We start from the raw sequence: 12,761 nt of genomic DNA, 5'->3' as shown, positions 1-12,761 counted from the left end.
GGCATAAAAGAAGTAAACATTGCTCTGCCGCACAGTCTGCATCAATTATTGAAAGTTATTCAATAATCTACCGGATTATGGCGAATAAAATTTAAGCGGGTTCTTTTATCTATTTCTGGTTGCTATGCTCAAGCCATCAAAAGTCTTAGCTGCAAAACAGGAGCAAGGTGATGGCGACGGAAAATATTATTGCTGACTATCTTTTGGCTGCAGAGCAGGGAAATATCGCGAAATTAAAAGCCTGCATAGCAAGCGGCGTCGATATTAATGCCAGTAATCGCCAGGGGCGAACCGCCATTACCCTCGCCAGCCTGAATAAGCATTATGCTTGTGTCTCTGTTCTTATTGCCGCTGGCGTAGATATTAATAAGCAGGACCAGACCTGTTTTAACCCGTTTTTAATCAGCTGTCTGAATAACGACGTCGAACTACTGCGCTTAATTTTGCCGGCAAATCCCGACCTCGAACGATTAACGCGTTTCGGCGGCGTTGGTCTGACGCCGGCCTGTGAAAAAGGCCATCTTGAGATCGTGAAAATATTGCTGACGGAAACGGATATTAACGTTAACCACACCAATTTCGTTGGCTGGACGCCGCTGCTGGAAGCGATTGTTTTAAACGACGGCGGCGCGACGCAGCAGGAGATCGTCAAACTGCTGTTGGATCACGGCGCCAACCCGCATATGACCGATAAGTATGGTAAATCGCCGCTGGAGCTGGCATGGGATAAGGGCTTTGCTGAAATAGCCCACCTGCTGGTCGCCGCCGGAGCCTGAGGAAGGAGAATCGCCATTAACACCTCCTCGCGGTGGTGTGTGCAAGCGCTAACTGCGGATACCCGCTTTCTCACACAGCGCGGCGGTGGACGGGTCGGGCAGGTTTTCACCCATGCGGTAAACCTGCTTACCCCGGGCAAACCAGGGCTTCTGACGCTGCTGTGCGAAACCTCTGACAATGCGCCCAATAGCTGTAGGTTAGCACTCACCCACTTTGACAACCTGTTCCGGCCAGGGGAAAGCGTCCGGTTTACCGATTCAGGAATTTACATTGGCGATAATAAATGGATAGACATCCACCGGTGTAAGCGCTGGCAAACGCCGCGAGCGGTATTAAACGCGGCAACATTTAACCAGATAGCCTGGCGACGATGGCACAACATTATCGTTACGCAGTTACATGAGGATGATACGTTATTTCTCTATCGCGGCGACAATCCCTTTTATCACGCAATGAGTCGTGAATTACAGCAGCGACGGGAAATATTATTTAAAGCACTTCACGAAAATAAAAATATCGGCGCCGCCGTGGCGAACATGATCGGATTAGGCATTGGCCTGACGCCATCGGCGGATGATTATTTGCTAGGTCTAAGCGTTATTTTATTCATAAAGGGTCACCCGGCTAACCATTACCGGGAAGCCTTTATAACCGCGCTGCAGAGCGCCCAACAAAATACTACGCCGCTCAGCGCGATTACGCTGGAGGCGGCGATTAATCAGCATTATCGAGAAAGTATCGCCGTGATGATTAACCTGATGGTTAATCAACCGACAACCTTTTCTATTGAGGCTATTGCCAATATTAAAAATATTGGCTCAAGTTCCGGCAGCGACATGCTATTGGGCATGGCGGATGCCTGCGCGCTGAGCCAAACGTATGGAGGGAATAATGTCAGTTAAAATAGTGGTGAAGAAGAATACCTATTTTGATTCGGTCTCATTAATGTCGATTTCCACCCGCGCTAATAAGCTCGATGGCGTAGAGCAGGCATTTGTGGCGATGGCGACGGAAATGAACAAAGGGGTGCTGAATAACCTGGGGCTGCTGACGCCAGAGCTGGAAGCGGCGAAAAACGGCGACCTGATGATCGTCATCAAGGGCAAAGACGGCGCCGATAGCGAACAGATACTCAGTGAAATAGAAGCGCTGTTCAGCAAAAAGGGCGAAAGCGGCCAGCGCGAAGCGCGCTACGCCACCCTCGCCAGCGCCAAAAAACATCTTCCGCAAAGTAACCTCGCGATTATCTCGGTCAACGGCCTGTTTGCCGCTCGCGAAGCGCGCCAGGCGCTGCAAAACGATCTTAACGTGATGTTGTTTTCCGATAACGTCTCTATTGACGACGAACTGGCGCTGAAACAGCTGGCCCACGAAAAGGGATTGTTGATGATGGGGCCAGACTGCGGCACCGCCATTATTAACGGCGCGGCGCTGTGCTTCGGTAACGCGGTTCGCCGCGGCAACATCGGCATTATCGGCGCCTCCGGCACCGGTAGCCAGGAGCTGAGCGTCCGTATCCACGATTTCGGCGGCGGGATCTCGCAGCTAATCGGTACCGGCGGTCGCGATCTGAGTGAGAAAATCGGCGGCCTGATGATGCTCGACGCCATTCAGATGCTGGAAGCGGATCCGCAAACGGAAATTATCGTCCTTGTTTCCAAACCGCCGGCGCCGACGGTGGCGAAAAAAGTGCTCGAACGCGCCCGCGCCTGCCGTAAACCGGTGGTGGCGTGCTTCCTCGGCCGCGCCGAGCCCCCCGCCGATGAGCAAGGTCTGCAGTTCGCCCGCGGCACCAAAGAAGCGGCGCTGAAAGCCGTTCTGCTGAGCGGTATTAAGCAAGAGAACCTCGATCTGCATCCGCTAAACCAGGCGCTTATCGCCGAAGTGCGCGCGCAGCTCACGCCGCAGCAGAAATACATTCGCGGCCTGTTCTGCGGCGGTACCCTGTGCGATGAAACCATGTTCGCGGTACTGGAAAAACACGCGGATGTTTATAGCAACATTCAGCCGGATCCGGCTTATCGCCTGAGCGATATCAATCGCAGCATCAAACACACCTTCCTCGATTTCGGCGATGACGACTTCACCAACGGTAAGCCGCACCCGATGATCGACCCGACCAACCGTATCAGCCGCCTGCTGCAGGAAGCGCGCGATCCCGAAGTGGCGGTCATCGTCATGGACTTCGTGCTGGGCTTCGGGGCGCATGAAGATCCGGTGGGTTCGACGATCGCGGCGATCGAAGAGGCCAAAGCCATTGCCGCCGCCGATGGCCGCCCATTGACGATCCTCGCTTACGTGTTAGGCACCGACATCGATACGCCGTCGCTGGAGCAACAGCGCCAGATGCTGCTTGACGCTGGCGTCATTCTGGCCAGCAGCAGCACCAATACCGGTTTGCTGGCGCGTGAATTTATCTGCAAAGGGGAGCAAGCCTGATGAGCCAGTCGCTATTTAACCAGCCGTTGAACGTGATTAACGTCGGTATCGCCATGTTCAGCGACGATTTGAAAAAGCAGCACACCGCCGTCACCCAGCTCGACTGGACGCCGCCGGGCCAGGGCAATTTGCAGCTGGTTGAGGCGCTGGATCGCATCGCCGGCTCGCCGCTGGCCGATAAAATCGCCGCCGCCAACCAGCAGGCGCTGGAACGCATTATTCAGTCGCACCCGGTGCTGATCGGTTTTGATCAGGCCATTAACGTCGTGCCGGGCATGACGCCAAAAACCATTCTGCATGCCGGCCCGCCGGTGGAATGGCAAAACATGTGCGGCGCCATGAAAGGCGCGGTCACCGGCGCGCTGGTCTTTGAAGGGCTGGCGAAAGATCTGGATGAAGCGGCCGAGCTTGCCGCCTCCGGTGAAATTACCTTCTCACCCTGTCACGAACACGACTGCGTGGGTTCGATGGCGGGCGTGACGTCGGCGTCGATGTTCATGCATATCGTCGAGAATAAAACCTACGGCAATATCGCTTATACCAACATGAGCGAGCAGATGGCGAAGATCCTGCGCATGGGGGCTAACGATAAGAGCGTGATCGATCGTCTGAACTGGATGCGCGACGTGCAGGGTCCCATGCTGCGCGACGCCATGAAGATCATCGGCGAAATCGATCTGCGCTTAATGCTGGCGCAGGCGCTACACATGGGCGATGAGTGCCATAACCGCAACAACGCCGGTACCACCCTGCTGATTCAGGCGCTTACGCCGAGGATTATTCAGGCCGGTTATCCGGTAGCGCAGCAGCGCGAGGTGTTCGAATTTGTCGCCAGCAGCGATTACTTCTCCGGCCCGACGTGGATGGCGATGTGTAAAGCGGCGATGGACGCGGCCCACGGCATAGAATACAGCACCGTGGTCACCACCATGGCGCGCAACGGCGTCGAGTTCGGACTGCGGGTCAGCGGCCTGCCGGGACAGTGGTTTACCGGCCCGGCGCAGCAGGTGATAGGCCCGATGTTTGCCGGTTTTAAACCGGAAGACTCCGGCCTTGATATCGGCGACAGCGCGATTACCGAAACCTATGGCATCGGCGGTTTCGCCATGGCGACGGCGCCGGCTATCGTCGCGCTGGTCGGCGGAACGGTAGAAGAAGCGGTCGATTTCTCGCGCCAGATGCGTGAAATCACCCTTGGCGAAAACCCGAACGTCACCATTCCGCTGCTCGGCTTTATGGGGATCCCGACCGCTATCGACATCACCCGCGTCAGCAGCAGCGGTATTTTACCGGTGATCAACACCGCTATCGCCCATAAAGACGCCGGGATCGGCATGATCGGCGCCGGGATCGTCCACCCGCCGTTCGCCTGTTTCGAAAAAGCGATCCTCAGCTGGTGCGATCGTTACGACGTTTAACGTTGTAGCCCGGGCGAGGCGTTTGCGCCGACCCCGGGAAATCCCCGGCAGCCCTACGCCTGGCCGGGCGACTACCACGACCACACAATAACAATAACTACATCACCTTCTGTAGCGGAAGTCAGATATGAAAGAACTCATCGTCGTTGCCATTGGCGGCAACAGCATTATCAAAGATAACGCCAGCCAGTCGATCGAGCATCAGGCCGAGGCGGTCAAAGCGGTGGCCAGTACGGTGCTGGAGATGCTGGCATCGGACTATAACGTGGTACTAACCCACGGTAACGGCCCGCAGGTTGGGCTGGATTTACGCCGCTCGGAGATAGCCCACGAGCGTGAAGGTCTGCCGCTGACGCCGCTGGCCAACTGCGTCGCCGATACCCAGGGCGGCATCGGCTACCTCATTCAGCAGGCGCTGAATAACCGCCTCGCCCAGCGCGGCGAGCAAAAGGCGGTTACCGTCGTCACGCAGGTTGAAGTCGATAAAAACGATCCCGGCTTTACCCATCCGACTAAGCCTATAGGCGCGTTCTTCAGCGAAAACCAGCGCGATGAACTGCAGCAGGCGCATCCTGAGTGGCGCTTTGTGGAAGATTCGGGCCGTGGCTATCGCCGGGTAGTCGCCTCGCCGGAGCCGAAACGCATTGTCGAAGCAGAAGCCATCAAGGCGCTGACCCGGCAAGGCTTTGTGGTGATCGGCGCCGGCGGCGGCGGGATCCCGGTGGTGCGCAGCCCGCAGGGCGACTACCAGAGCGTGGACGCGGTGATCGACAAAGATCTCTCAACCGCCCTGCTGGCCCGCGAAATTGATGCTGATATTCTGGTTATCACCACCGGGGTGGAGAAAGTGTGCGTTAATTTCGGCAAGCCTGATCAGCTGGCATTGGGTCGCGTCGGCATCAGCGAGATGAGCCGCTATATGCAAGAAGGACATTTCCCGGCTGGCAGCATGCTGCCAAAAATCGTCGCCAGCCTCGCGTTCCTGCAACACGGCGGCAAGCGGGTGATCATCACTACGCCGGAATGTCTGCCAGCCGCGCTACGCGGCGAAACGGGAACCCATATTGTGCATGACTGACACAAAAGGAAAAAAGGATGAATAAAGACAACAGCCGTCGCGAATTTCTTACCCAAAGCGGCAAAATGGTCACCGCCGCCGCCCTGCTGGCGGCGGGCGCGCCTGCGGCGTATGCCGTCGGAGGCCAGCCGTCCGCCGCCACCTACGATAATAAAGGCGCGGCCAGGGTCGCCGATAAGCACTACTACCTTGATAACGTCCTGCTGGAAAGCGGCTTCGAATATGAAAACGGCGTAGTGGTTCACACCCGGACCGAGCTGCAAACGCTGGAAATAAAAGACGGCAAAATCGTCGCCCTGCGCAGCAATCTGAGCCACCCGGACGCCACGCTGCCGCGCTACGATGCGGGCGGTAAACTGATGTTGCCTGCCATGCGCGACATGCATATCCATCTGGACAAAACGTTTTACGGCGGCCCGTGGCGTTCGCTGAACCGCCCGGCGGGCACCACCATTCAGGATATGATCAAGCTTGAGCAGAAACTGCTGCCGGAACTCCAGCCTTATACGCAGGCGCACGCCGAGAAGCTTATCGACCTGATTCAATCCAAAGGCTCCTCTATCGCCCGCAGCCACTGCAATATTGAGCCGGTGTCCGGGCTGAAGAACCTGGAGAATCTGCAGGAAGTGCTGGCGCGGCGTAAACCAGGCTTCGATTGCGAAATCGTCGCTTTTCCGCAGCACGGGCTGCTGCTGTCGAAATCGGAATCGCTGGTACGCGAAGCGATGCAGGCCGGCGCCCACTACGTAGGCGGCCTCGACCCGACTAACGTCGATGGCGCGATGGAGAAATCGCTCGATACCATGTTCCAGATTGCGCTGGATTACGACAAAGGGGTGGATATTCATCTGCATGAAACCAGCCCGGCGGGCGTGGCGGCGGTGAACTATATGGTGGAAACCGTGGAGAAGACGCCGGCGCTGAAAGGCAAGCTGACCATCAGCCACGCTTTCGCGCTGGCGACGCTCAATGAACAGCAGGTCGATGCCATCGCTAGCCGCATGGCGGCGCAGCAGATCACCATCGCCTCCACCGTGCCGATCGGCACTCTGCACATGCCGCTCAAGCAACTGCGCGAAAAAGGCGTCTTCGTGATGACCGGTACCGATAGCGTGATTGACCACTGGTCGCCGTACGGGCTGGGCGACATGCTGGAGAAAGCCAATCTCTACGCGCAGCTGTATATCCGCCCCAATGAGCAGACCCTGTCGCGCGCGCTGGCCATCGCCACCGGCGACGTGCTGCCGCTGAATGACAAAGGCGAGCGCGTATGGCCAAAAGCGCAGGACGACGCCAGCTTTGTGCTGGTTGATGCCTCCTGCTCCGCCGAAGCCGTGGCGCGAATTTCGCCGCGCACCGCCACCTTCCATAACGGTAAGATGGTCTGGGGCAGCGTCGGCGCCTGATGCCAGCGTCATGTAAAAAACCCCGGCAAGCCGGGGTTTTGTCATTTATCAGACGCGATTACTTCTGCGGACGCATGGCCGGGAACAGAATAACGTCGCGGATGGTGTGGCTGTTGGTGAACAGCATCACCATGCGGTCGATACCGATACCCAGACCGGCGGTCGGCGGCAGGCCGTACTCCAGCGCGGTAACGTAGTCTTCGTCATAGAACATCGCTTCGTCGTCGCCCGCCGCTTTGGCGTTGACCTGATCCTGGAAACGCTGCGCCTGATCTTCCGCATCGTTCAGCTCGCTGAAACCGTTACCGATTTCACGGCCGCCGATGAAGAACTCGAAGCGGTCGGTAATTTCCGGGTTCACGTCGTTGCGGCGCGCCAGCGGAGAAACTTCCGCCGGATATTCGGTGATGAAGGTCGGCTGGATCAGATGCGCTTCCGCCACTTCATCGAAGATCTCCGTGACGATACGTCCCAGACCCCAGCTTTTCTCTACCTGAATACCGATAGATTCCGCCAGCGCTTTCGCCGCGTCGAAGTTATCCAGATCCGCCATATTGGTTTCCGGGCGGTGTTTCTTGATAGCTTCACGCATGGTCAGTTTTTCAAACGGCTTGCCGAAGTCAAACACCTGGTCGCCATACGGCACTTCGGTTTTGCCCAGCACCGTCTGCGCCAGAGTGCGGAACAGCGACTCGGTCAGTTCGATCAGGTCTTTGTAATCCGCATACGCCATATAGAGTTCCATCATGGTGAACTCTGGGTTATGGCGTACGGAGATCCCTTCGTTACGGAAGTTACGGTTGATTTCGAACACGCGTTCGAAGCCGCCGACTACCAGACGTTTCAGATACAGTTCCGGCGCGATGCGCAGGTACATATCCAGATCCAGCGCGTTGTGATGGGTGATGAATGGACGGGCGGAAGCGCCGCCTGGGATCACCTGCATCATCGGGGTTTCGACTTCCATAAAGCCGCGGGCAACCATGAACTGACGCATGGTGGCGAGGATCTGCGAACGGATACGGAACGTATGACGCGACTCTTCGTTGGCGATCAGATCCAGATAACGCTGGCGATAGCGGACTTCCTGATCCTGCAGGCCGTGGAATTTATCCGGCAGCGGGCGCAGGGCTTTGGTCAGCAGACGCAGCTCGGTGCAGTGAATGGAGAGTTCGCCGGTTTGCGTTTTGAACAGCTTGCCGCGGGCGGCAATGATGTCGCCGAGATCCCATTTTTTAAACTGTTCGTTATAGACGCCTTCCGGCAGGTCATCGCGCGCGACGTACAGCTGAATGCGGCCGCCGACGTCCTGAAGGGTAACGAAAGAGGCTTTACCCATGATGCGGCGGGTCATCATACGGCCAGCAACAGAGACTTCAACGTTCAGGGAAGCGAGTTCATCGTTATCCTTCGCATCGAATTCAGCGTGCAATTGGTCAGAGGTATGATCGCGACGGAAATCGTTCGGGAAAGCGACGCCCTGCTCACGCAGCGCAGCCAATTTTTCGCGACGAGTTTTCAGTTCATTATTAAGGTCAATTGCCTCATCGGCACCTTGTGCTTGTTGTTCAGACATGTTGGTTCCTCATAACCCTGCTTTCAAACTAGCTTCGATAAATTGAACCAGGTCACCATTCAGCGCGGCCTGTCTCTGGTAACACACCAGAGAACAATCTTAACGACTCTGGATTCACTACAAGCTGATCTCACTCAGCTATGGCTTCACTAACGGTATTTTTTATCGTTGGCCTCCGCGCCTGCCAGAATATCCACCTCCTGTTCTCTTGGCTGTGCAACGAACGACTTCGCGCTCCGCTGTTGATGTCATACCCCCGGTCGCGCTGCGCTTACCGGGGCTACGAATCGCGGCCCGAATAAGGCGTTTACGCCACGAGCCGGGATGAGCATCAGGCGCCGCCGCCGGGAACTTCACCCGCAGCCGCACGGCGTTTGCCCACGCTACAGGCTGCGGCAAAGGCGATAACGACAATCACCGCCACGCAGCCGATGGTCCATTCGCCCATCTGCGAGAAGAAATGCTGATAGGCGGCAATCGCCGTGTCGCTGATTTGCGACTCGGTAGTTTGCTGCGCCACCACCCCGGCCAGCCAGTTGGCGACCGCGCCGGTGGCCAGCATATAAATGCCGGTCAATACGCCGGTGACGCCGGGCATGTTCAGACGGGTTATCTGCGCCATCGCCACCGGATCAATAAACAGCTCGGCAAAGCCCATCATCGCCAGCCCGGCGACCATCATGCCCATCGAGGCCTGACCGTCAGCCGCGCCGTGGCGGGCATTCAGCGCCAGCAGCATAAATCCGCCGCCCATCAGCAGCAGGCCGAATGCGAATTTCAGCCACACTTTTAACACCGAGCGGGTTCGCCCTTCCGGGCGGATCAGCCACGCCAGGATCACGCCTGCCGCCATCACCGCTACCGCATTAACCGACTGGAACAGCGCGGTCGGCACTTCAATATTGAACAGTCGACGATCAACAAAGTGGTCGATAAACAGGCTAATTGAGCTTCCGCCCTGCTGCGCCAGCACCCAGAACAGTGTCCCGGTCAACATCAGTAGAACGATTTGCCACAGCGCGCGGCGATGCTGCGGTGATTTGATCATGATCCGCGCCACCATTTGCGCGGCGAACAGGCAGACAATCGCCAGCAGATAACCGGACCAGTTGTTTTCCAACAGCAAGGTGAAGAACACCGGCGCCAGGCACAGCATCACCACCAGCCAGCCCCAGGTCGGCAGCGCGAATTTCACCGCGCACAGCGCCTGTTTATCGACGCCGCGGGTGTCGCGGAAATAGCGGCTACCGCTTAAGAAAATCATCAGGCCGATGAACATGCCGATCCCCGCCAGCGCAAAGCCGATATGCCAGCCGTACCACTGCGCCGCCAGTCCACAGGCAATCGGCGCGGCTATCGAACCGACGTTACCGGCGGCATACAGCAGCGAGAAACCGCCATCGCGACGATGGTCGTCAGCGGCGTACAGTTCGCCGAGCAGGCAGCTGATATTGGATTTGAACAGGCCATAGCCGCAGATAATGATCGCCAGCGCCAGATAGAGGCTCCAGGTGGAATCAGATTCGACGCCCAGCACCACGTGGCCGAGAGTCATTAACAACGCCCCGGCAATCACCGCCGTGCGGTTGCCGAGCAGGCGGTCGGCAAGCCAGCCGCCGAGAATGGGGGTTACGTAAACTAAAGATGCGTAGGCGCTGAACAGACTGATGGCGTGGCTATCGTCAAAGCCAAGTTGGTGGGTGAGATAAAGGATGAGTAAGGCGCGCATGCCGTAAAAGCTGAAGTACTCCCAGATCTGGATCGCTACGATGTAGTAAATCGCGCGCGGCTGTGAGGGTGTTTTCATAGGTTCTCCTTGCAGCGTGAAAAAAGGGAAGTGGCAAGCCACTTCCCTTGTGTGCGTCTATTACTTGTTGTTTTCTTCTTTCAGCACTTTAACGGTGTAACGACCATCCGCCTGACGGTATGCGCCGTGGATATCGGTTTCGAAGCCCGGGTAGTGAGCGCCGATTTCGCACAGCATCTGCAGGAACTCCAGTACCGGGCGGCTTTCTTCGGTGATCATTTCACCAGGCATAACCAGCGGAACTCCCGGAGGATACGGCAGGATCATGTTGGCGTTGACGCGGCCTACCATCTCTTCGAGGTAAACCTCTTCAGTCTGACCGTGCAGCTCTTTCTGGAACGCGGCATACGGGGTCATCACCATGGATGGCAGCACTTCGAATGCGCGGAACATCAGGTCCGGCAGGTTGTGATGCTCAACCAGTTTATGAATGTTCTGCGCCAGGTCCTGAATACGCATGTTTTCATAGAATTCAGGATCTTCACGGTACAGCGACGGCAGCATGTTTTTCACCCGCAGGTTCAGGTCGAACGCACGTTTGAAGTCGGTCAGCGCGCGCAGCAGGCTCAGCGCTTTTGTCTTATCGATACCGATGCTGAACAGGAACAGCAGGTTGTACGGACCGGTTTTCTCAACCACGATGCCGTGTTCGTCGAGATATTTCGCCACGATGCTTGCCGGAATACCGAAATCATCCATGGTGCCGTCTTTCTTCATCCCCGGAGTCAGCAGCGTGACTTTGATCGGGTCGAGGTACATGTGCTCGTTATCGATGTTTTTGAAACCGTGCCATGCGCTATCGGAACGCAGCGGCCAGCATTCAGCGCCATCGATATGTTCCGGCTGCCATACATCGAAGAACCAGCCTTCAGACTCGCCTTTCAGACGTTTGATCTCTTTACGGAACTTGATAGAACGTTCGATAGAACCGTCGATCAGGCGTTTACCGGCGTTACCGCGCATCATCGCTGCCGCGGTTTCGGTGGAAGCCACAATACCGTAGTGCGGAGAAGTGGTGGTGTGCATCATGTAGGCTTCGTTGAAGGTTTCTTCGTTAACGTCGCCTTTCACGTGGATCATCGAAGCCTGGGAGAATGCCGCCAGCAGTTTATGCGTGGACTGGGTTTCGTAGATCACTTTCCCTTCAACGCGGCCGCCGCTCATCCCGCATTTGCCTTCATAGATCGGCGAGAAGTTGGTGTAAGGCACCCATGCGGAGTCAAAGTGGATGGATTTCACATCCAGGGTTTTCTTGATGAAGTCGGTGTTATACAGCAGACCATCATAGGTTGAGTTGGTGATAACCGCGTGTACCGGCCAGGTCGCATTCGGCGTCTCTTTCACACGCTTGGCGATAGTCGCGTGCTGGAACTCGCTCTGCGGAATACCGCCGAGGATACCGTAGGCGTTACGGGTCGGACGGAAGTAGATCGGCGTAATGTCGCTCATCATCATCAGGTGAGTCAGCGATTTATGGCAGTTACGGTCAATCAGCACGGTGCTGCCGGCAGGCGCGGAGTACATACCGACGATTTTGTTAGCGGTAGATGTACCGTTGGTCACCATGTAGCTGCGTTCGGCGTTGAAAACGCGAGCGATATACTCTTCCGCTTCTTTGTGCGGGCCGCTGTGGTCGAGCAGTGAACCCAGTTCAGAAACCGAAATGGAGATATCGGATTTCATGGTGTTGGAACCAAAGAAATCATAGAAGATGCTGCCTACCGGGCTTTTCTGGAACGCGGTACCGCCCATGTGGCCTGGGGTACAGAAGGTGTATTTGCCTTCACGTACATATTTGAACAGCGCTTTGGTCAGCGGCGGCAGAATGGTGTCGATGTATTCGTCAGTGTTCTGTTTGATTTTGTTCGCGATATCTTCAGCGGCGCCCAGCGCATATTCGAAGAAGCGAACCTGCATGCGCAGATCGTTGAGGCTAACGTCCAGGGTGGAGTAGGTGTTAGCGAAAGCGTACAGCGGCATGTACTCGTTCATTTTGCTGATTTCTTCGCACAGTTCGAGATTGTATTTATCCCAGTCGAAGATCACGCCGCACAGACGAGAGTTGTTTTCGATAAGTTTTAATAAGTCGTCACGGTCGTTCGGGTAGACAATACGGAAGTCCAGGCGTTCGAGAGCACGATGCAGTTCACGGATGGGTTCTTCTTTGAAGTAAACACCCATGTGATTCATGATTGCAATAACGTTCATAGTCAAATCTCCAGATGTAGAAAGCCCCTCCCGTCACGATGTGACAGGTGAT

9 protein-coding genes are annotated in these 12,761 nt (G+C 56.3%); 6 read left to right on the top strand and 3 right to left on the bottom strand.

The features are described 5' to 3' along the window. The first annotated feature begins 170 nt into the window (after positions 1 to 170). From AC22LX_RS14745 to AC22LX_RS14720, 6 genes are all read left to right on the top strand, one after another. Positions 171 to 776, top strand: a complete 606-nt coding sequence (locus AC22LX_RS14745; RefSeq protein WP_045393406.1) for an ankyrin repeat domain-containing protein — start codon at positions 171 to 173, stop codon at positions 774 to 776. 39 nt (positions 777 to 815) lie between these two features. After that, positions 816 to 1,679, top strand: coding sequence for an oxamate carbamoyltransferase subunit AllH family protein (locus AC22LX_RS14740; RefSeq protein ID WP_487334050.1), 864 nt, complete (start codon positions 816 to 818; stop codon positions 1,677 to 1,679). Beyond that, on the top strand, positions 1,669 to 3,216 hold the full coding sequence (fdrA, locus tag AC22LX_RS14735) for an acyl-CoA synthetase FdrA (RefSeq protein ID WP_045393412.1): 1,548 nt from the start codon (positions 1,669 to 1,671) through the stop codon (positions 3,214 to 3,216). The genes AC22LX_RS14740 and fdrA overlap by 11 nt, the downstream gene beginning before the upstream one ends. Next, positions 3,216 to 4,634, top strand: a complete 1,419-nt coding sequence (locus tag AC22LX_RS14730; protein ID WP_487334049.1) for a YlbE family protein — start codon at positions 3,216 to 3,218, stop codon at positions 4,632 to 4,634. The genes fdrA and AC22LX_RS14730 overlap by 1 nt, the downstream gene beginning before the upstream one ends. Positions 4,635 to 4,761: 127 nt before the next feature. Continuing rightward, the gene (locus AC22LX_RS14725; RefSeq protein WP_487334048.1) at positions 4,762 to 5,712 is read left to right on the top strand and encodes a carbamate kinase family protein; all 951 of its coding nucleotides are present in this window, start codon (positions 4,762 to 4,764) and stop codon (positions 5,710 to 5,712) included. Positions 5,713 to 5,729: 17 nt separating this feature from the next. Beyond that, complete coding sequence (locus AC22LX_RS14720) at positions 5,730 to 7,118, top strand: amidohydrolase family protein (protein WP_045393421.1); 1,389 nt, start codon at positions 5,730 to 5,732, stop codon at positions 7,116 to 7,118. A gap of 58 nt (positions 7,119 to 7,176) precedes the next feature. On the opposite strand, the gene lysS is transcribed toward AC22LX_RS14720, so the two are convergent. From lysS to cadA, 3 genes are all read right to left on the bottom strand, one after another. Beyond that, positions 7,177 to 8,694 carry a lysine--tRNA ligase gene (gene lysS / locus AC22LX_RS14715; protein WP_015704650.1) on the bottom strand — a complete coding sequence of 506 codons (1,518 nt, stop codon included), beginning with the start codon at positions 8,692 to 8,694 and terminating at the stop codon, positions 7,177 to 7,179. A gap of 331 nt (positions 8,695 to 9,025) precedes the next feature. Continuing rightward, a complete protein-coding gene (gene dtpD / locus AC22LX_RS14710) occupies positions 9,026 to 10,501 on the bottom strand; it encodes a dipeptide permease DtpD (protein WP_045393424.1) in 1,476 nt (491 codons plus the stop codon). A 60-nt stretch (positions 10,502 to 10,561) separates the two neighbouring features. Continuing rightward, entirely contained in the window at positions 10,562 to 12,709 is a 2,148-nt protein-coding gene (gene cadA / locus AC22LX_RS14705; RefSeq protein ID WP_015367858.1) for a lysine decarboxylase CadA, read from the bottom strand. Positions 12,710 to 12,761 lie beyond the last annotated feature (52 nt).

This window comes from Klebsiella sp. PK01, assembly GCF_057624675.1.
This window is presented reverse-complemented; position numbering and strand designations above follow the sequence as displayed.

What these genes read in the sequence shown, in the direction of transcription:
- AC22LX_RS14745 (WP_045393406.1), top strand. Translation starts at nt 171, where the DNA reads ATGGCGACGGAAAATATTATTGCTGACTATCTTTTGGCTGCAGAGCAG.
- fdrA (WP_045393412.1), top strand. Translation starts at nt 1,669, where the DNA reads ATGTCAGTTAAAATAGTGGTGAAGAAGAATACCTATTTTGATTCGGTC.
- AC22LX_RS14730 (WP_487334049.1), top strand. Translation starts at nt 3,216, where the DNA reads ATGAGCCAGTCGCTATTTAACCAGCCGTTGAACGTGATTAACGTCGGT.
- AC22LX_RS14725 (WP_487334048.1), top strand. Translation starts at nt 4,762, where the DNA reads ATGAAAGAACTCATCGTCGTTGCCATTGGCGGCAACAGCATTATCAAA.
- AC22LX_RS14720 (WP_045393421.1), top strand. Translation starts at nt 5,730, where the DNA reads ATGAATAAAGACAACAGCCGTCGCGAATTTCTTACCCAAAGCGGCAAA.
- lysS (WP_015704650.1), bottom strand. Translation starts at nt 8,694, where the DNA reads ATGTCTGAACAACAAGCACAAGGTGCCGATGAGGCAATTGACCTTAAT.
- dtpD (WP_045393424.1), bottom strand. Translation starts at nt 10,501, where the DNA reads ATGAAAACACCCTCACAGCCGCGCGCGATTTACTACATCGTAGCGATC.
- cadA (WP_015367858.1), bottom strand. Translation starts at nt 12,709, where the DNA reads ATGAACGTTATTGCAATCATGAATCACATGGGTGTTTACTTCAAAGAA.